Annotated in this window: 23 protein-coding genes; 18 read left to right on the top strand and 5 right to left on the bottom strand. The window is 33.0% G+C overall.

Annotated elements, in window-relative coordinates:
• Window positions 1–3: 3 nt before the first annotated feature.
• Window positions 4–1,044 carry a WD40/YVTN/BNR-like repeat-containing protein gene (locus AC1EUU_RS03760; RefSeq protein WP_480200036.1) on the bottom strand — a complete coding sequence of 347 codons (1,041 nt, stop codon included), beginning with the start codon at window positions 1,042–1,044 and terminating at the stop codon, window positions 4–6.
• Window positions 1,045–1,110: 66 nt separating this feature from the next.
• Here AC1EUU_RS03760 and AC1EUU_RS03755 point away from each other — a divergent pair, with 66 nt between their 5' ends.
• The 11 genes from AC1EUU_RS03755 (at window position 1,111) to AC1EUU_RS03705 (ending at window position 11,967) form a co-directional block, all read left to right on the top strand.
• Window positions 1,111–2,013 carry a patatin-like phospholipase family protein gene (locus tag AC1EUU_RS03755; RefSeq protein WP_480200035.1) on the top strand — a complete coding sequence of 301 codons (903 nt, stop codon included), beginning with the start codon at window positions 1,111–1,113 and terminating at the stop codon, window positions 2,011–2,013.
• Window positions 2,014–2,285: 272 nt separating this feature from the next.
• Entirely contained in the window at window positions 2,286–3,143 is an 858-nt protein-coding gene (gene hisG / locus AC1EUU_RS03750) for an ATP phosphoribosyltransferase (protein ID WP_480200034.1), read from the top strand.
• Window positions 3,143–4,438 carry a histidinol dehydrogenase gene (hisD, locus tag AC1EUU_RS03745; protein ID WP_480200033.1) on the top strand — a complete coding sequence of 432 codons (1,296 nt, stop codon included), beginning with the start codon at window positions 3,143–3,145 and terminating at the stop codon, window positions 4,436–4,438. The genes hisG and hisD overlap by 1 nt, the downstream gene beginning before the upstream one ends.
• Entirely contained in the window at window positions 4,425–5,474 is a 1,050-nt protein-coding gene (hisC, locus tag AC1EUU_RS03740; protein ID WP_480200032.1) for a histidinol-phosphate transaminase, read from the top strand. The genes hisD and hisC overlap by 14 nt, the downstream gene beginning before the upstream one ends.
• Window positions 5,471–6,604 (top strand): bifunctional histidinol-phosphatase/imidazoleglycerol-phosphate dehydratase HisB, encoded by a 1,134-nt coding sequence (hisB, locus tag AC1EUU_RS03735; RefSeq protein WP_480200031.1) that lies wholly within the window; start codon window positions 5,471–5,473, stop codon window positions 6,602–6,604. Before hisC ends, hisB begins: the two co-directional genes overlap by 4 nt.
• A gap of 2 nt (window positions 6,605–6,606) precedes the next feature.
• Window positions 6,607–7,188, top strand: coding sequence for an imidazole glycerol phosphate synthase subunit HisH (gene hisH / locus AC1EUU_RS03730; RefSeq protein ID WP_480200030.1), 582 nt, complete (start codon window positions 6,607–6,609; stop codon window positions 7,186–7,188).
• Complete coding sequence (gene hisA / locus AC1EUU_RS03725; protein ID WP_480200029.1) at window positions 7,185–7,931, top strand: 1-(5-phosphoribosyl)-5-[(5-phosphoribosylamino)methylideneamino]imidazole-4-carboxamide isomerase; 747 nt, start codon at window positions 7,185–7,187, stop codon at window positions 7,929–7,931. Before hisH ends, hisA begins: the two co-directional genes overlap by 4 nt.
• Window positions 7,921–8,676 (top strand): imidazole glycerol phosphate synthase subunit HisF, encoded by a 756-nt coding sequence (hisF, locus tag AC1EUU_RS03720; RefSeq protein ID WP_480200028.1) that lies wholly within the window; start codon window positions 7,921–7,923, stop codon window positions 8,674–8,676. Before hisA ends, hisF begins: the two co-directional genes overlap by 11 nt.
• Window positions 8,677–8,722: 46 nt before the next feature.
• Complete coding sequence (gene hisIE / locus AC1EUU_RS03715; RefSeq protein ID WP_480200761.1) at window positions 8,723–9,319, top strand: bifunctional phosphoribosyl-AMP cyclohydrolase/phosphoribosyl-ATP diphosphatase HisIE; 597 nt, start codon at window positions 8,723–8,725, stop codon at window positions 9,317–9,319.
• 45 nt (window positions 9,320–9,364) lie between these two features.
• The gene (locus tag AC1EUU_RS03710) at window positions 9,365–10,489 is read left to right on the top strand and encodes a vWA domain-containing protein (RefSeq protein ID WP_480200027.1); all 1,125 of its coding nucleotides are present in this window, start codon (window positions 9,365–9,367) and stop codon (window positions 10,487–10,489) included.
• Between the two features lie 8 nt (window positions 10,490–10,497).
• A complete protein-coding gene (locus AC1EUU_RS03705) occupies window positions 10,498–11,967 on the top strand; it encodes a MoxR family ATPase (RefSeq protein WP_480200026.1) in 1,470 nt (489 codons plus the stop codon).
• A gap of 46 nt (window positions 11,968–12,013) precedes the next feature.
• Here AC1EUU_RS03705 and AC1EUU_RS03700 read toward each other — a convergent pair whose 3' ends face one another.
• Window positions 12,014–12,451 (bottom strand): hypothetical protein, encoded by a 438-nt coding sequence (locus tag AC1EUU_RS03700; protein WP_480200025.1) that lies wholly within the window; start codon window positions 12,449–12,451, stop codon window positions 12,014–12,016.
• A 130-nt stretch (window positions 12,452–12,581) separates the two neighbouring features.
• Here AC1EUU_RS03700 and AC1EUU_RS03695 point away from each other — a divergent pair, with 130 nt between their 5' ends.
• From AC1EUU_RS03695 to AC1EUU_RS03685, 3 genes are all read left to right on the top strand, one after another.
• Window positions 12,582–13,259, top strand: coding sequence for a DUF2461 domain-containing protein (locus AC1EUU_RS03695; RefSeq protein WP_480200024.1), 678 nt, complete (start codon window positions 12,582–12,584; stop codon window positions 13,257–13,259).
• Window positions 13,260–13,358: 99 nt separating this feature from the next.
• Window positions 13,359–14,012, top strand: a complete 654-nt coding sequence (locus AC1EUU_RS03690) for a SatD family protein (RefSeq protein ID WP_480200023.1) — start codon at window positions 13,359–13,361, stop codon at window positions 14,010–14,012.
• A complete protein-coding gene (locus AC1EUU_RS03685; RefSeq protein ID WP_480200022.1) occupies window positions 14,002–14,730 on the top strand; it encodes a DUF3307 domain-containing protein in 729 nt (242 codons plus the stop codon). The genes AC1EUU_RS03690 and AC1EUU_RS03685 overlap by 11 nt, the downstream gene beginning before the upstream one ends.
• Here AC1EUU_RS03685 and AC1EUU_RS03680 read toward each other — a convergent pair.
• Window positions 14,704–15,111, bottom strand: a complete 408-nt coding sequence (locus tag AC1EUU_RS03680; RefSeq protein WP_480200021.1) for a glyoxalase — start codon at window positions 15,109–15,111, stop codon at window positions 14,704–14,706. The genes AC1EUU_RS03685 and AC1EUU_RS03680 overlap by 27 nt on opposite strands.
• A 92-nt stretch (window positions 15,112–15,203) precedes the next feature.
• Between AC1EUU_RS03680 and AC1EUU_RS03675 the strand changes: the two genes are divergently transcribed.
• Together AC1EUU_RS03675 and AC1EUU_RS03670 are read left to right on the top strand one after the other, a co-directional pair.
• On the top strand, window positions 15,204–16,094 hold the full coding sequence (locus AC1EUU_RS03675; RefSeq protein ID WP_480200020.1) for a DUF72 domain-containing protein: 891 nt from the start codon (window positions 15,204–15,206) through the stop codon (window positions 16,092–16,094).
• A 75-nt stretch (window positions 16,095–16,169) separates the two neighbouring features.
• The gene (locus tag AC1EUU_RS03670) at window positions 16,170–16,568 is read left to right on the top strand and encodes a hypothetical protein (protein ID WP_480200019.1); all 399 of its coding nucleotides are present in this window, start codon (window positions 16,170–16,172) and stop codon (window positions 16,566–16,568) included.
• A 74-nt stretch (window positions 16,569–16,642) separates the two neighbouring features.
• Here AC1EUU_RS03670 and AC1EUU_RS03665 read toward each other — a convergent pair whose 3' ends face one another.
• Window positions 16,643–17,251: a dioxygenase family protein gene (locus AC1EUU_RS03665; RefSeq protein WP_480200018.1), complete on the bottom strand. Its 609-nt coding sequence runs from the start codon at window positions 17,249–17,251 to the stop codon at window positions 16,643–16,645.
• Window positions 17,252–17,347: 96 nt separating this feature from the next.
• On the opposite strand from AC1EUU_RS03665, the gene AC1EUU_RS03660 reads away from it, so the two are divergent.
• Together AC1EUU_RS03660 and AC1EUU_RS03655 are read left to right on the top strand one after the other, a co-directional pair.
• A complete protein-coding gene (locus AC1EUU_RS03660; protein ID WP_480200017.1) occupies window positions 17,348–17,737 on the top strand; it encodes an acyl-CoA thioesterase in 390 nt (129 codons plus the stop codon).
• Window positions 17,730–18,140, top strand: a complete 411-nt coding sequence (locus AC1EUU_RS03655; protein WP_480200016.1) for an acyl-CoA thioesterase — start codon at window positions 17,730–17,732, stop codon at window positions 18,138–18,140. Before AC1EUU_RS03660 ends, AC1EUU_RS03655 begins: the two co-directional genes overlap by 8 nt.
• A gap of 10 nt (window positions 18,141–18,150) precedes the next feature.
• Here AC1EUU_RS03655 and AC1EUU_RS03650 read toward each other — a convergent pair whose 3' ends face one another.
• Window positions 18,151–19,452 carry a T9SS type A sorting domain-containing protein gene (locus AC1EUU_RS03650; protein WP_480200015.1) on the bottom strand — a complete coding sequence of 434 codons (1,302 nt, stop codon included), beginning with the start codon at window positions 19,450–19,452 and terminating at the stop codon, window positions 18,151–18,153.
• Window positions 19,453–19,468: the final 16 nt, after the last annotated feature.

Below are 19,468 nucleotides of genomic sequence, written 5' to 3'. Positions count from 1 at the left end.
GTTTTATTCTAAGATCAACTTTCCTATTTTTTTATCTCCTGCTAACCAAGCTAAGTTTTTATTTACGAATCGTATAGTATAAAAGCCTTCATTACTAACTTTTTTCCAGTTTAAGCCACCATCATTTGAAAATGATACCCCCGTTGACCCTACAGCGAATAGTTCCTTTCCATTCGTCTCCGGAACATATCGAACACAACTTTTATACCCAGGTTCTTTACCGTCAGCAACCAATTGCCATGTTTGTCCGCCATCACTTGTAATGGCTTTATTAGAAAATTTATCGGTTTTATTCTCCCAGTTTCCGCCAAATATAATTCCATTATTGGAATCGAAAAAATCAACGCTATATATCCCTGTCATTTTTCCTCCTTGAGTTATAGGAGTATCATAAACGTTCCAGGTTTTACCACCATCAGGTGAATGAAACACGCGCGCTTTTTTACCTCCTGTTACAATCCAAACATTATTTTCTACAATGGCAATATTACCATTACTAGCGGCAAAAGCAGCCTCGCCATCTTCAACCTTTGGTAAATTTTCGCAGGGTATTTTATGCCAAGTATTACCTCCATCATGAGTTAGAATAATTGATAGGCAATCATTGGTTGGGTCACCCATGGCGATTCCATTTTTTTCATTAAAGAAAGACATTGCATCATAAAACACTTTTTCATGTTCTTCTTTGTAAACTAATTGAGGTGTTCCGTTTTTCACTTTAAAAAGCAGTGCAGGATTCGCAACACTTAATACAAAAGTATCAGTTCCGTTTGTTGCAATTGCCCTGAAATGAGGTACAATCGTGTCGTAAGTTATTTGCTTGATCTTTGTACTACTTTCATTAATTGCTAATCCTAGATAGCCATCAGAAGTTGTAAAAAGCAAGGTAGAATCTGGTAAGGCCTCAATGGCTCTAATGCTTGAAGAATCTACTTTAATTGTTTGAATTGAAATGCCATCAAAATTTCTGGGTTTATACTCTTTTTTACACGAAAACAAAACTGCTATTACTAAAAAGAGTGTAGCTAGTGATTTAAAACTCATATGAAATTCTTAGATTTATCAAAAGTAATTCTTTTCAATAAATACATATAAAATTTTAAGTTATTTATGAAGGCATTGGTTATTTCGGGAGGAGGGAGTAAAGGAGCTTTTGCAGGTGACGTGGCTGAATATCTTATTGAAGAAAAAGAGAAGGAGTATGATCTTTTTTTAGGCACTTCAACTGGAAGCTTAATGGTTTCGCATTTGGCTTTAGGGAAAATCAATGAACTTAAAGCTATTTATACTACCGTTAATCAAAGAAAGATTTTTAGTAATAATCCATTTATAGTTAGAACAATACATGGTGAAAAAGTGGTTAGTGTTAACCACCTAAATACTTTGTGGAACTTTATTAATGGAAGAAGAACCTTTGGAGAAAGTAAAAACTTAAGACGTTTTATTAAAAAGTATATTACCGAAGCCTATTATGAAAGAATTAAAAACTCTGATAAAGATGTAATTGTAACTGTTTCAAATCTTACTACGAATCAAGTAGAATATAAATCTATTAATGATTACACATATGCTGATTTTTGTGATTGGATTTGGGGTTCATGTAATTATGTGCCGTTTATGAGCTTATTGAAGAAAAATAATTTTGAATACGCAGATGGAGGCTTTGGTTGTATTGTACCTATACAAGAAGCTATACTAAGAGGAGCTAAAGAGGTAGATGCTATTATTTTAGAAACAGAAATATCGCAGTTGAATAGACTTCCTTCAAAAAACCCCTTTGCACTGATGACAAGTGTTTTTGAATTTATGTTAGATCATGTTGAACGACATAATGTAAGTATTGGTAAGTTAGAGGCCAAGCATAAGAATGTGCAGCTAAACTTATATTATACACCTACAGTGCTTACTACCAATTCGTTAGTATTTAATAAAAAACTAATGAAGAAATGGTGGAATTATGGCTTTCAACATGCTAAAAAGCAACATTTAGAAATGAATAAATTAAAAAATTGATTTTTTATTTGGAAAACTAAAATTTAATTCTGAATCTTTGTGTATACAAAAAATAAACAATGAAATTTATTCAATTACGCCATCATCATTTTCATACTTGCACTCAAGCGAGCTGAAAATGTATTTGAATAAATTCTAATAATATATTTTAACCCGTTTGAGTAGATCAAACGGGTTTTCTTTTTCTATTCAAGGAAATAACACCTACGAAGATTTACTCAAACAAAAATTGAAGTTTAATTATAAAGATACTCACTTAAGTGAGCACAATAATGAGTAAATTAAAAATAGCCATTCAAAAATCGGGTCGACTTCGTGATGATTCTTTAAAAATTCTAAAAGATTGTGGAATTGCCATTGATAATGGAAAAGATCAGTTAAAAGCATCATCTAGCAATTTTCCATTAGAAGTATTTTATTTAAGAAATGGTGATATCCCACAATACCTAAAGGATGGTGTAATAGACGCTGCAATAATCGGCGAGAATGTATTAATCGAAAAAGGAGAGAATATCAATTTTGTGGAACGCCTTGGATTTTCGAATTGTAGAGTTTCACTTGCCATTTCTAAAGGAGAAGATTATTCTGGGCTCAATTATTTTAGTAATAAACGAATTGCTACCTCATACCCGAATACGGTAAAATCATTTTTTAAAGATAAAGGTGTAGACATTAATCTCCATATTATTAATGGATCAGTAGAAATTGCCCCTAATATTGGTTTGGCCGATGGTATATGCGATATTGTTTCAAGTGGTAGTACATTATTTAAAAATAATTTAAAAGAGGTTGAAGTCTTGTTAACTTCTGAAGCCGTATTAGCCGTTTCGCCTGTAATTGTAAAAAATTTAAAGACTATTTTAGATAAACTTCAGTTTAGAATTCAATCTGTTTTAAAAGGTCGGCAATCACGTTACGTTCTTTTAAATGCTCCAAATGATAAAATAGACGAGATTATTGATATACTTCCTGGTATGAGAAGTCCGACGGTTCTACCGTTGGCCGAAGAAGGCTGGAGTTCGGTACATTCAGTAATTAACAAAAATCAATTTTGGGAAATTATAGACGAGCTAAAAGGTGTAGGAGCAGAAGGCATATTAGTTTGCCCAATTGAAAAAATGGTTTTGTGATGAAAAAAATTATAAGCCCTGAAAGAAAAGAATGGCGTGAATTATTGAAAAGACCAACGCTTACTTTTGATGCCATTGAAGCTACCGTTGAGGAGGTTTTCTCTCAAGTACAATCAAGAGGGGATGAGGCCGTTAGAAAGTTTACCTTGTCATTTGACAAGGTTGAAATGAAGAAATTTTCTGTTTCAGTCGATGAAATGAAGAAAGCAGAATCATTAGTCCCTGATACATTGAAGTTTGCTATAAACCAGGCAAAAAAGAATATTACAAAATTTCATGAAGCACAAAAAACAGGAAAAGTTAAAGTAGAAACTGCCAAAGGCGTTAGTTGTTGGCAAGAGAAAAGGGCAATTGAAAAAGTAGGATTATATATTCCCGGAGGAACAGCTCCTTTATTTTCAACTGTATTGATGTTAGCTATACCTGCAAAAATAGCTGGATGTAAAGAAATTGTTTTATGTACACCACCTGATACAAACGGAAGTATTAATCCCGCAATAGTATATACTGCTGGTTTATGCGGGGTAACAAAGATCTTTAAAATTGGAGGTATTCAAGCAGTTGCAGCTATGACATTTGGTACTGAGTCGGTTCCAAAAGTATTTAAAATATTTGGTCCTGGAAATCAATATGTCACGCTTGCTAAACAAATGGCAACCAATTATAATATTGCTATTGATATGCCAGCCGGACCAAGTGAATTACTTGTGGTAGCAGATGATACTGCAAAACCAGATTTTGTAGCCTCCGATTTATTGAGTCAAGCCGAACATGGAAGTGATAGTCAGGTTATTTTGGTTTCAACTTCAGAAAACATGATTGATAAGGTTATGAAAGAAATAACAAAGCAGTTAGCAGTTTTACCCAGAAAAGAAATTGCAAAGGCAGCACTTGAAAATTCTAAAATGATAGTAGTTGATAATGACAAAACGGCCTTAGAATTAATTAATGAATATGGCCCAGAGCATTTTATTATTTGTGTAAAGAATGAAGAATTTTATACGGAAAACATAATGAACGCCGGCTCAGTTTTTATTGGCAACTATACGCCAGAAAGCGCAGGCGATTATGCTTCTGGAACCAATCATACGTTGCCTACCAATGGGTATGCCAAGCAATACAGTGGAGTAAATCTCGATAGCTTTTTAAAAGCTATTACATTTCAGAAAATATCAAAAGAAGGTATACAGACTATTGGAAAAACTATTGAAATAATGGCTGAAGCCGAAGGCTTGCAAGCACATAGAAATGCGGTGACAGTACGATTAAAAAACCTCGAGAATGGAGCAATTTGACTTAAATAAATTAGTGCGAAAGAATGTGCTACAGCTGAGCCCTTATTCTTCGGCTCGAGATGAGTTTAAGGAATTTAAAAGGCAGATGATTTTTCTAGATGCTAATGAAAATCCATTTGAAAATGGAGTAAATCGTTATCCAGATCCACAACAAACTACTTTAAAACAAGAGTTAGCTAGTTTAAAGAGGGTAAACTCAAACAATATTCTTTTAGGAAATGGAAGTGATGAAGTTTTAGATTTGATCTTTAGAGCATTTTGCTATCCTGAAAAAGATAACATAGTTACATTACCTCCAACTTATGGTATGTATAAAGTTTTGGCAGAGACAAATGCAGTTTATAATAAAGAAATTTTATTGACAGATGACTTTCAACCTAATGTAAATGAAATTTTGGAGAAAATCGATACTAATACCAAGCTTTTATTCTTGTGCTCTCCAAATAACCCAACAGCAAACTCTTTTGTGGCTTCTGATGTTGAAGAGTTGCTCGAAAAATTTAAAGGTATTGTAGTGATTGATGAAGCTTATATCGATTTTTCAAATGAAGAATCATGGATTTCGAAACTAGATAAATACCCGAACCTGATTGTAACGCAAACGCTATCGAAGGCATACGGTATGGCGGGTATTCGCTTAGGGATTTGTTTCGCATCAAAAGAAATTGTAGCAATTCTTAATAAAATAAAGCCACCTTACAATGTAAATGAATTAACACAAAGAGAAGCATTAAAAAGGATTTTAGATTACCAGTCTGTTGCTGTAGAGATTAAGGCTATATTAAAAGAGCGAAGATTTTTAATTGATAAGTTAAAAGAAGTAAAATTTGTGAAACAGGTTTATCCTACGGATGCAAATTTTATTCTTGTAAAAGTAGATGATGCGATAAAAAGATATAATCAATTAGTAGAAAACGGAATTGTAATCCGAAATCGCTCAACCCAACCATTATGTGAAAATACACTACGATTTACCGTAGGAACCAAAATTGAAAACGCACAACTAATAGATACATTGAATACCTTAAACAGATGAAAAAAGTATTATTTATAGATAGAGACGGTACAATCATTAAAGAAACTGCCGATGAGCAGATAGATTCATTCGAAAAACTGACTTTTTACCCAAAAGTATTTTCATATTTAAGTAAAATAGCAAAAGAGCTTGATTATGAAATTGTTATGATAACAAATCAAGATGGTTTAGGTACAGAAAGCTTTCCTGAAGATACATTTTGGCCAGTACATAATTTTATTTTAAAAACCTTTGCCGCGGAAGGAGTTGTTTTTAAAGAACAATTTATCGATAGGACATTTGCTAAAGACAATTCTCCAACAAGAAAACCTAATACTGGTTTATTAACTAAATATTTTTCAGAAAACTATGATTTGGTGAATTCCGTAGTAATTGGTGATCGGCTTACAGATATTGAATTAGCAAAAAATCTTGGCGCTAAAGGTATTTTTATCAATGACCAAACAAACCTTGGCGCAGATGAAATTACAATTAAAAGAGAAGAGTTAGATAGTTATATAGCATTAGAGAGTAATGACTGGCAAAAGATTTATGAATATCTAAAGCTTAATGATCGGAAAGCTGAAATCTATAGAAAAACAAACGAAACAGATATTACAATTAAACTAAATCTTGACGGTACCGGTAAAAGCAATATAAGTACGGGTATTGCTTTCTTTGATCATATGTTAGACCAGCTTGCAAGACATGGTCAGATGGATTTAGAAATTAATGTAAAAGGAGATCTAGAAGTAGATGAACACCATACTATAGAAGATACAGCTATTGCATTAGGTGAAGTCTTCAATAAAGCTCTAGCCGATAAATTAGGTATAGAACGATATGGATTTTGTTTACCCATGGATGACTGTTTGGCTCAGGTGAGTATTGATTTTGGTGGACGTAATTGGTTAGTTTGGGCAGCAGATTTTAAACGCGAAATGATTGGAAAAATGCCTACAGAAATGTTCTTACATTTTTTCAAATCATTTACCGATGGTGCTAAGGCGAACTTAAATATTAAAGCAGAAGGCACAAATGAACACCATAAAATCGAGGCTATTTTTAAAGCATTTGCAAAGGCAATTAAAGTAGCAGTAAAAAGAGATGTAGAAAAAATGATTTTACCAAGCACCAAAGGGGTATTATAAAAATGAAAATTGTAATTATTAATTACGGAGCAGGCAATATTCAGTCTCTTAAATTCGCAATAAAGAGACTGGGTTATGATGCCATATTAAGTGATAATGCTGACGAGATAATAAACGCAGATAAAGTAATCTTCCCTGGTGTTGGAGAAGCTAGCAGTGCTATGGAAAAACTCATAAGATCAGGTTTAGATAAGGTTATTCCTAATCTTAAGCAACCAGTTTTGGGAATTTGTTTAGGGATGCAGCTTATGTGTAACTATTCTGAGGAAGGAGACACTATCGGTTTAGGTATCTTCAATACAAACGTGGTAAAGTTTAACCACAATGTAAAAGTTCCACAGATTGGTTGGAATCAAATTGAAGAATTAAAAGGACCATTATTTAAAAAGATAAAAAATATGGACTATGTATATCTTGTACATAGTTATTATGCTCCCTTAACCAATGATACAATCGCTACTACAGTTTATGGAGAGCCCTATAGTACTGCCTTACAAAAAGATAATTTCTATGGAACACAGTTTCACCCAGAAAAAAGTAGCGCAACAGGTGAGCAACTGTTAAAAAATTTTTTGGCCTTATGAGAATTATACCAGCAATAGATATAATAGATGGTAAGTGTGTTCGGTTGACTAAAGGAGACTATACTACCAAAAAGGTATATAACGAAAACCCATTGGAAGTCGCGAAACAATATGAAGCGCATGGTATTGAATATTTGCATTTGGTAGATTTAGACGGCGCCAAGTCTAAGCACATCGTAAATTATAAAATTTTAGAACAAATTGTGATTAAAACAAAACTCAAGGTTGATTTTGGAGGAGGTTTAAAAACTGATGATGATCTTAGAATTGCTTTTGAAAGTGGGGCGTATCAAATTACAGGAGGTAGTATTGCTGTTAAAGATCCTACAACATTTAAATCATGGTTAGAGAAGTATGGCTCCAATCAAATTATTCTTGGTGCAGACGCTCATAATGAAAAAATAGCAATAGCCGGTTGGCAAGAGGAAAGTGATAAAGAATTAATTCCATTTATTTCAGAATATCAAAAGGACGGAGTCGAATATGTGATCTGTACTGATATTAGCAAAGATGGAATGCTCCAAGGCCCTTCGTTTGACCTTTATGATAGAATTTTGAAAGAGTGTCATTCTGAGCAAAAGGAAACATCACTGAAGCTTATTGCCTCAGGAGGCATTTCTTCATTTGATGAGTTGCCTAAATTGGCCGAAATTGGTTGTGAGGGAACTATCATTGGTAAAGCCATCTATGAACACAAAATAAGTTTAAATCAATTAGAAAATTATATACTCAATGCTAACTAAACGTATTGTTCCTTGTTTAGATATAAAAAACGGACGCACTGTTAAGGGTGTTAACTTTGTAGACCTTAGAGATGCTGGAGATCCTGTTGCATTGGCCGAAGCTTATTCTAAAGCTGGTGCTGATGAATTGGTGTTTTTAGATATTTCGGCAACAGAAGAACGAAGAAAGACATTGGCTGATTTGGTATTAAAGGTAGCCGAGAAAGTTAATATTCCTTTCACTGTAGGTGGAGGCATTTCGTCAGTTGAAGATGTAGATCGTTTGTTGCAAAATGGGGCAGATAAAATTTCAATTAATTCTTCGGCAGTTAAACATCCACAATTAATTAATGAGCTGGCAGGTAAATTTGGAAGTCAATGTATTACTGTTGCCATTGATGCCAAGCAGGTTAATGAATTATGGAAAGTTCACTTGGTGGGAGGCAAGGTTCCCACAGACATCGATTTATATCAATGGGCATATGAGGTACAAGACCGCGGTGCCGGAGAAATACTCTTTACCTCTATGGATCATGACGGAACAAAAAACGGATTTGCAAATAATGCCTTAGCTAAATTATCTCAAGAACTTACAATCCCTATTATCGCTTCGGGAGGAGCCGGCTCTATACAAGATTTTGTTAATACATTTAAAGTAGGTAAGGCAGATGCCGCTTTGGCGGCTAGCGTATTTCATTTTGGTGAAATAGAAATCAAAGATTTAAAAGAAGCGCTAAGAAAAAATAACATTCCGGTTAGATTATAGTCATTAAACTTCATTAAAATGACATTAAAAAATGAAAGCAAAACATATGGAAATAGACTTTAATAAAAATTCAGATGGGCTCGTTCCTGCTATAATACAAGACAATTTTACTAAAAATGTATTGATGTTAGGATATATGAATCAAGAGGCCTACACAAAAACTAAAGAAACTAAAAAAGTGACCTTTTTTAGTCGTTCCAAACAAAGACTTTGGACTAAGGGCGAAGAAAGTGGTAATTTTTTGAATTTAGTAGATGTAGCTATCGACTGTGATAATGATACTTTGTTAATTATGGTAGATCCAAATGGACCTGCATGCCATACAGGAAGTGATACTTGCTGGAATGAACAAAATAAAGCATCTTATGGATTCTTATCTCAATTAGAGTCTATCATAGAAGATAGGAAAAACAATCAAAATGATGAAAATTCGTATATAGCTTCTTTGTTTCGAGGAGGAATCAATAAAATTGCTCAAAAAGTAGGAGAGGAGGCTATAGAAACTGTTATTGAAGCAAAAGACACCAATGATAATTTGTTTTTAAATGAAGCTGCAGACTTGCTATTTCATTATTTAATTTTACTCCAGGCAAAAAATTATTCTCTGAATGATATTACACAAGTTTTACAAAAGAGACATTAACGTTTCTTTAAATGAGAGCTATTTATTTTGTAGTATTTTTATACTATGAGAAACAGTATTAAAAAAGGATTTAGATTTGAAACTTATGCTAAACCAGAACATTCACCTTTTGAAAAGCTGTTCGATATATTTAAAGAATTAATTGTACATACTTCTGGCGATGTAGATGAAGCTTTAGACTGGCTTCGTCAACTTGATGAAGAATATGAATTAACAACTCCAGATTATAGCATAGATGATTTTATAGAAGATCTTAAAAAGAAGGGCTTTTTAAGAGAAGAAATAAAACCTGAAGGTACAGGTAAAGGATTAAAAATAACTGCAAAAACAGAACGGGCTATTCGCCAACAAGCGCTAGAACAACTTTTTGGAAAATTAAAAAAGAGTCGCTCTGGAAATCATAGAACAAAGGCTATTGGAGTTGGTGATGAGCAAACCGGAGAATTCCGCAGCTATCAGTTTGGAGATACTTTAGATCGTATTTCAATGACAGAAAGTATCAAAAATGCTCAGATTAATCATGGCATTGGAGATTTTACCATTAATGAGCAAGATCTGGTTGTAGAAGAAACCAATTTCAAAGCTCAAATGAGCACGGTGCTCATGATAGATATTAGCCATAGTATGATTCTGTATGGCGAAGACCGTATTACACCAGCTAAAAAGGTAGCAATGGCACTAACAGAGCTCATTACAACACGTTATCCTAAAGATACAATAGACATTTTGGTATTTGGTAATGATGCTTGGCCAATATCAATTAAAGATTTGCCCTATTTGAAAGTTGGGCCTTATCACACCAATACAGTAGCAGGTTTGCAATTGGCAATGGACATTCTTCGTAGAAAACGTAATACCAACAAACAAATTTTTATGATTACTGATGGCAAACCAAGTTGTATGCGTTTACCAGACGGCACCTATTATAAAAACAGCGTCGGTCTTGACAAACATATAGTTGAGCGCTGCTATACTATGGCTGCGCAGGCTAGAAAATTACATATACCAATCACAACTTTTATGATTGCTCAAGACCCCTACTTAATGCAGTATGTGCAACATTTTTCCGCAGCCAACAGAGGTAAGGCATTTTATACCGGATTAAAAGGATTAGGTGAAATGGTTTTTGAAGACTATGAAAATAATAGAAAGAAAAATATTAAAGGATAATTACATTTATGGATTATAAAAGCATTAAAACCTTAGGAGCGCTTAAAAAAGCAGAATATAGATCAAAATCTATAAAAGATGAGCTAAGAGACAACCTAATTGCTAATATTAAATCAGGAAAGCAGGTGTTTGAAGGAGTTTGGGGATATGAAAATTCTGTAATACCAGAACTTGAAACCGCTATTTTATCACGACATAATATTAATCTGCTAGGATTACGAGGGCAGGCAAAAACAAGATTGGCCAGATTGATGGTTCGTCTTCTAGACGAATTTATACCGGTAATAGAAGGCTCAGAGATCAATGATGATCCACTCAATCCATTGTCACGTTATGCTATTGATTTAATCAATGAAAAAGGAGATGACACGCCTATTTCTTGGTTACATAGAGATAATCGTTTTTCTGAGAAACTGGCTACGCCAGATGTTACGGTTGCCGATTTAATTGGTGATGTTGACCCTATTAAGGCTGCAAACTTAAAATTAAGCTATGCAGATGATCGCGTTATACATTTTGGTATGATACCTAGAGCCAATCGCTCTATTTTTGTTATTAATGAGCTACCCGATCTGCAAGCACGAATACAGGTATCATTATTTAATATTTTACAAGAAGGAGATATTCAAATTCGTGGATTTAAATTAAGATTACCTTTAGACATTCAGTTCGTGTTTACAGCAAATCCAGAAGACTATACCAATAGAGGAAGTATAGTGACACCATTAAAAGATAGAATAGGCTCTCAAATTTTAACGCATTATCCTGAAGAAGTTGAAATTGCTCAACAAATTACAGAACAAGAGGCGAATATTAATAAAGAACAAGTCGATAAGGTTTATGTACCTGATTTAGCGAAAAAGTTGTTAGAACAAATTAGTTTCCAAGCCCGTAAAAGTGAATATATTGATAGTAAAAGCGGTGTAAGTGCAAGAATGAGTATTACCGGTTACGAAAATTTATTAAGTACAGCTGAGCGTAGAAGTATATTAAATAATGATGCGAGAACTACAGTACGTTTATCAGATTTTATAGGAGTTACACCTGCTATAATAGGTAAAGTAGAATTGGTCTATGAAGGCGAACAAGAAGGTTCAGTTTATGTTGCTAAAAAGTTGTTAGGAGAGAGTATAAAAGCTTTATTTTCAGACTATTTTCCAGATATACCTAAACTAGAGCGTAAAGATACCAGCACGCCCTATGATGGAGTTATAGAATGGTTTTTTGAAGAAGGAAGTTTTGAACTTATTGACACAATGAATGATACCGATTATAAGAATGCCTTACAAGCGATTCAACCACTATCTGAACTTGTAGATAAGTATCAAAGCAGTACTCCTAGCTCAGATAAAGACTTTATCAAAGAATTTGTTTTATGGGCACTTGTAGAATATAAAAAATTAGATAAGAGGCGATTTACGAAAGGGTATAAATTTAATGACCCCTATGGAAGTTATATACGAGGAATTCAAAATTAAAAAAGAGCTCAAAGTTGAGCTCTTCTGTTCTCTTTCTGATTAACTATTACCTCAACCAGCCTTTTGCAGCCGATTTTCTCGCTAGCCAAACTAAAAATACGGCTATGGCAATAATTATTATTGGCATTATAGTGCCTTGAAATTGATCAGATATTGATGGTCCATCTGTAGTAAACCACCAAATTTGTTGTAGAGCTGCTGCTAAAAATGAAATCCCTAAAACTGGAGAAGCCATTTTTTTTCTTAAAAGTAACAATACACAACCTAGTAAACCTGCAAAAACGGCAATTGCAAATAATGCAGTAACCCAACTTGGCCTAGATTCTAAAAGCGCGATTTGTTCGGGTGTTAGTTGCTTCATGGCAGATTCTACCTTAAAAGCTTGCTGTAGATAAGCGCTAACACCAGCTCCATTCCATAGGAGTGCAACAACGCTTACAATCCAAAACCATATAGGCGGTTTCAAAGAAGTTTGATCAGTCATAATATTTAATAATTAATTGGTTAATAGAGTATTATAATTTCTAATGTAATAAATTTAATGAGATTAACAAAATATTGATTCATAAGTGAATGAAGTTTTTTATCTTTAAAATCACTAAAAAGTAAATCGAATGGCCTTGCAAATTTCAAAAGATGTTTTAAGTTTTTTTAATGAATTAAATGCTAATAATAATCGTGATTGGTTTACGGAAAATAAGAAGAGATTTAAAGATTTAGAAGCCGATGTAAAGCAGTTTTATACTGCAATTCATGAAAACCTAAATAAACATGATGATATTGATAAGATGAAAATTTTTAGAATCTACCGCGATGTGCGCTTTTCTAAAGACAAAACTCCCTATAAAACACATTTTGGAGGTTCTTTTCATCGTGCAAAGCCACGTTTACGTGGCGGTTATTATTTGCATATTGCCCCTGGAGATTCTTTTTTAGCAACAGGTTTTTGGGAGCCAAATCCTGCTGATTTAATGCGAATTAGAAAAGAATTGGAATTAGACGCTGGTGAATTTAGAAAGATTATCGAAGCAAAAAAGTTTAAGAATGCTTGGGGTAGTTTGGTAGGAGATGAAGTAAAAACTGCACCTAAAGGCTTTAGTAAGGAACATCCAGATATTGATTTGATAAAGAAAAAGCAATTCATTTTTACCAAAAAGTATGCTGATAAAGAAGTTACTTCAGAAAACTTTTTAAAGGAAATTGATAAATCCTTTAAGGCAATACGCCCTTATTTTGACTATATGAGTGAGGTCTTAACTACTGATTTAAATGGAGTTTCTCTGATTGATTAATTTATTAGCCTATAGACTAATATTTAATGTTTATTAGCCTGTAGACTAATATTTAGCATTTATTAGCCTGTAGACTAATATTTTTAGTATATTTGATACATGAAAGCAGTTTTAACAGGTGATTTAATAGAATCAACAACGTATACATCTAACGAATTAGACGAGGTTTTAAACACTTTAAATAAAGAGTTTAAAAGCATTGAAAATCAAAGTGATGCTGAATTTAAAATATTTAGAGGAGATAGCTTTCAAGGCATTGTTATCAATCCTGAAGACGCACTAGATCACTTATTACAATTAAAAACCGCAATTAATAAGATTGATAATAACAATCAAAAAATATCCGGTCTAACCGATTTTAGAATAGCAATTGGTATTGGAACAGTAAATTTAAAACGCAATTCCATATTAGAATCTAATGGAGAAGCATTTCAGTTTTCGGGAAGAACATTAGATACGATGAAAGGCGACTATCCGCGTTTACTATTAAAAACTGCTAGTGAAGATTTAAACGATGAGTTTAATGTAAACTTTAGTTTACTTGATAGTGTAATGAGTAAGTGGAGTAGAGCTTCGGCTGAAGTTGTTTATTATCTGCTTAAAGGTTATAAAGAGAAAGAAATTGCTAGAGTTTTAGGAATTAATCAATCAGCTGTTAACCATCGAAAAAAAGCAGCTAACTGGGATTCTATCTCTTTACTTTTAAAACGCTACAAATCTGCAATAACTACTTTTATTACTCATGGAAACTAATATCGTATTATTATTACAGTTATTGCTTGCTCATGTACTTACCGATTTTGTGTTTCAGAGCAATAAAATGGTACAGCACAAAAAAAAGCACAAAGCTAAATCTTGGTATTTATATGCTCATAGTTTTGCAGCTGGATTATTAACTTATCTAATTATACAACAATGGTCACAACTTCTAGTGCCTATACTAATAGCTATAACCCATTATTTTATTGATTTGTGGAAGTTGAATCAGAAAAAAGACAATCTTAAATTTTTTTTAATTGATCAATTATTCCACATAGTTGTAATCACTATAGCTTGGTTATATCTAATTGATGGTTTCTATGAAATATTACCAGGCATTAAATCATTTTTAACATCAAAAGACACTTTAGCTATCCTAATAGGATATGTGATTGTTATTTTTCCTGTTGGATTTATAATTGGAAAAGCCACCGAAAAATGGCAAAAAGAGATTTCCGAAGAAACAGAACAAGAAAGCCTCAAAAAAGCAGGACGTTATATCGGGATTTTTGAACGAATTCTAGTACTTACTTTTATTTTATCAAGTAACTTTTCGGCTATAGGGTTTTTAATAGGTGCAAAATCTATCTTAAGATTTGGAGATGTAAAAGGCGCTCGTAAGCATACTGAATATGTATTAATTGGTACGTTAATGAGCTTTGCAATTTGTATTGCAGTAGGTCTACTAATTCGCTATTTCGTATTCAAATAGTTGAACTTGATCTTTCAATCGCTCTATTACAATATTCATCATTCGTTTATTAAGAGCCGAAGAGTTTTCAATATATTGTTCGTACTCTTCTAGGGTAAATTGCCCAATAACCATACCTTTTAGGGAGTTTCTAAATTTGGTATCTTTTTGAATGGCATTTTCTATATATACATAGCGCTGATCGAGTGTTAAATCGTAAAAACTGTATTTTCGCTTACGTATATAATTTTTGAACACCTCTATGAATAGGTCATTCTGTAGTTTGATAATCGGCCGTAGCGTTCTGTTTTGAAATTGCTCATCATTGGTCATAGCATCTGACACAATTGCTGATGGAATTTCAGGTCGAGACTTTAAAAGAAAATGAGATCGTGAATTCATAACTGATGAAGTTTACATTAAATGTACAGATTGTCTATATTTGTTATTAACATAAAAATTAATCTTATCAACAAATTATTAACTTTTTTTTCATGAAATTCGGAAGCATAGAAAACATTGAAAACGTTGAGCTTACACTACCAAAGGACCATCCTGAAACTGCAGTAGTGTTAACAAATCAAAAAAATGAAAACCCACTTGAGGTATTTATAGGTTGTGCTAAATGGAATAGGCAAGACTTAAAAGGGTTTTATCCTCGTGGTACAAAAGATGAACTACAATACTATGCTACTCAATTTAATAGTATCGAATTAAATGCAACATTTTATCGATTTTTTCCTGTTGAACAATTTGAAAAATGGTATGAAAAAACCCCAGAAGGGTTTAAGTTTTTTCCTAAATTAAATCAGGAAATAAGTCATTGGAAGCGTTTAAATGATATCTCACAATCTGTAGACAACTATTTATATGCGGCTTCAAACTTAAAAGAAAAATTAGGAACGATTTTTCTACAGATGCATACTAATTTTTCACCAAAAGATTTTGATCGTGTAACCGCATTTGCACAAGGTTGGCCTAAAGAAGTTCCACTAGCCATGGAATTTAGACATACCAATTGGTTTAATGATGAAAAAGTTGCCAATGAATTATACCATTTATTAGAAGAAAACAATATTGCTAATGTATTAGTTGATACTGCAGGTAGGAGAGATATTATGCATATGAGATTAACAAATAATGAGGCTTTTATTCGTTATGTTGGCGCTAATCATGAAAGCGATTATAAGCGCTTAGATGACTGGGTGGTTCGTTTAAAGGAGTGGGTAGATCTTGGTTTACAGAAAATTCATTTTTTTGTTCATCAAAATTTAGAAAAAGCCTCGCCCTTACTTTCTGCACATTTTATTAAAAAATTAAACATAGAACTTGGTACTGACTTAATGATTCCCCAAATGGGTAAAGAACCTCCTACATTGTTTTAATCAAAAAGTTTCAAGCATTTTAAACTTTTTAATAGTTGATGAGTCTTATAGCTGTTAAACATTAAAATTAAAATGATGAGAAAACTTCAAATTATTTCAAGCCTTTTATTGACACTTATTCTATTTTCTTCCTTTATAACCATCAATGCTGGTAAATGGGAAGTACTAGGTAAGCGAACTGTCAATATGAGAGCAGATCATGATCAGATAATAGTAATTGCTTCAGAAGGAACATTTAGAAAAGTGAAATTCAAGGTTTTAAAGGCACCCATATATGTAAATAATGTTAAAATTGTTTATGGTAATGGTAGTTCAGAAAACCATATTATAAAACGTCATTTTAAAAAAGGATTCTCTAGTAGAGTATTAGATCTAAAAGGACATAACAGAATCATTAAAAAGATTGTTTTCAATTACAAAACGGTTAACGTGGGCAAGGGTAGGGCTCATATTGTTGCCTTTGGGAAACATTAAATTACCTAAGGTTTACTTAAACCTTATTCATATATTTCAAAATCCGTAATGTTAGTAGATAGTACGGATTTTTTTTACTTGTAATTAGAGATATTTAGACCAAGAATTATATCTCGTCTTGCAGTTAAGTGTCCGTTTTCTTTTTTGAGCGTTACAATTCCATTTCCTCCTCTAGGGTTTTGTTTATTTTTGGTACGACTACTCAAATTCGGATCATCAGAAAATGTGATATCATCAATATAATATTCATTTTTATTAGGTTCTTTAACTGTTAAATGAATGTGCTGTTGTATCGTAGTATTTGGATATGAAGCAGGCCGTAATGTATAAAAAGTATAGCTACCAGTTTTATCTGTTTTAATCCATCCACGAATATGCCCATGCCTACGTTCCCACCCTTTAGAATCAGGCTTTTTAGGGTAGATGCCATTTTCATCGGTATGATAAGCATATAAAATTACATCCTTTGCAGGTGTTTTTCCATCATTTTGATAGATGGTGCCTGTAACTTTTATTTTTTGCTGTGTAGTTTTAAATCCTGGTAAAGTGTCTGTAGAATTCAATACCTTATTACCATATTCATAAATTGCCTCACATCCCTCACAATGTCCGCCTACATGTGTTGATTGCGAATTAACACAGCTAAAAAGAAAAAAAGCTAGAATACCATAGAAATAACGCATACCTTTAATATTGAAAAGATATCTTAAAGTTACTAATAGTTTTGATTGTAATAATAAGATAATGAGAAGTTTAGTAAATAATTAACATTCGTAACTATGAGATTTCATACACGGAAATGGGTGAAGCCAGAAGATTTAAACCCGAATGCAACTTTGTTTGGAGGACGACTTTTAGAATGGATAGATGAAGAAATTGCACTCTATACCGTTGTCCAGTTGGAGAACAACTTTATTGTTACCAAATATATGTCTGAAATTGATTTTAAGAGTTCTGCAAGACAAGGCGACATTATAGAAATTGGTATTGGCGTTGTTTCTTTTGGAAACACCTCGATAACACTCGAGTGTAAGGTTCGAAATATGATGACAAGAGAAACCATTATTAGTATAAATAAGATAATAATGGTTAATCTTGATGAAAATGGTAAACCGAAAGCTCATGGTAAGAAGAAAGTAGAATTTGTTAAAAATAGATTGGTTGACTAATAAAGTACCAAAAGATAAGGTATCTTTTAATTATTCGTTTAAAGTAGCGAAAGAACACCTTGATACATTAGATCATGTAAATAATGTTATTTACCTGCAATGGGTGCAAGAGGCATCTAAACGGCATTGGAACAGCCTAGCCAGTAAAATACTTAAAAAGAGTTGTGTCTGGATGGCATTGCGCCATGAAATTGATTATTTAAGCCAAGCATTTTTGGGTGATACTATTAGTATTTATACTTGGATAGAAGATACTTCAGGCGTTAAATCTACGCGAATCGTTCATATCTATTGTAAAGATCTATTAATTACCAAATGCAGAACTACTTGGGTATTCTTAGACGCTCAATCATTAAAACCAAAGCGGATTGATAAAACGGTATTAGCATTATTTTCGATATAAACTAAGATACTTAGTCAATCACCATTCGCTTGATTTCAACCTTATTTCGGGTCTTGAATTGCAAAAAATAAACTCCTGATGTTAAGTTAGAGATATCTAACTGTACTAGATTACCAATGCGTTGAATTTCCGGTGTTATTTCGTGGCCGTGTTCAGTAAAAAGTTTTACGTCAATACTTTTATTTCTCAATCGTATCGTAGCCGTTCTTGCAATACTTTGACCAAGTTCATCAATAGCCACTATTTCTTGATCATCACTATATTCTACAAAGACCTCGTTGTCTAAGTAATCGGGAAAGCCATCTGCATCCTGATCTTTAGCATCTTTTGGATTACCATCACCATCTATATCTGCTTCTTCTTGACTTGTAGGGATACCATCATTATCATCATCAGGATCCAAAAAATTATAATCGTCGTCTTCATCTGTATTTAATAAGATGAATTTCAGCTGATTACTATCTGGAGCCGTTTCAAGTGAATCATGTAGACCATTATTACCAAAACTTAAAAAACTTCCAATGATTCTACCATTTAAGTTTACTTCTAAACCTTTAATTCCAGCTTCATAAAAATCAAATATACCATCGCCATCTGAATCATAATCCAAATGATTTGGGATATTATCACCATCAAGATCAAAAAAGCTTTCTACGAGTTCGTCATTATCGCCAATGTCAAAGTTATTATCGTTATCGTCTAAATAAACAGGAGTTCCATCTCGATCATAATCAGAGTCAGGATTAATACCATGTGATTCATAAATATCTGGAATACCATCATTATCATCATCGAGATCATCTTTATCGAACCACCGATCATTGTCAAAATTTGAAGGAATTGGTACTATCGAAGTAATTTCAAACTCGTCATCATCAAAATATCTATCATCTAAATCATTTTCATCAAAGCTAGCATTGATATCACTATTCGGATCGTGACTATCTGAAGCCACAATCTCTGCACGATCGCCATAGTTACCACTTGCAAGAACTTTTGCCTTAAAATGTAAAAAAACATTTGCCCCTGCGGGTACTTCGAGATCATACCAACTAATTATGTTACCGGATACAGTTCCGTTATCACTTATAGAATCTAGAATACGATATCCGTTTCCTAAATCATTTATGATACCAACACCCGAAGCGTCATCGGGCCCTGCATTATTAATAACGATTGTAAATTTTATAGATGAACGAATGTAGGGAATTGTATTATCTGTTAGTATTTCTAGACTTAAATCAGATGTTTGCCCAAAAATAGAACTACTAACTGTAGCAACTAGTAAATAGATAAATAACTTCAACTTCATTCTCTAGCAATATATT

The sequence above is a fragment of the Maritimimonas sp. 2205BS37-2 genome, assembly GCF_056591755.1.
Note: the sequence above shows the minus strand (reverse complement) of the source record. Positions and strands in the feature narration are given on the sequence as shown.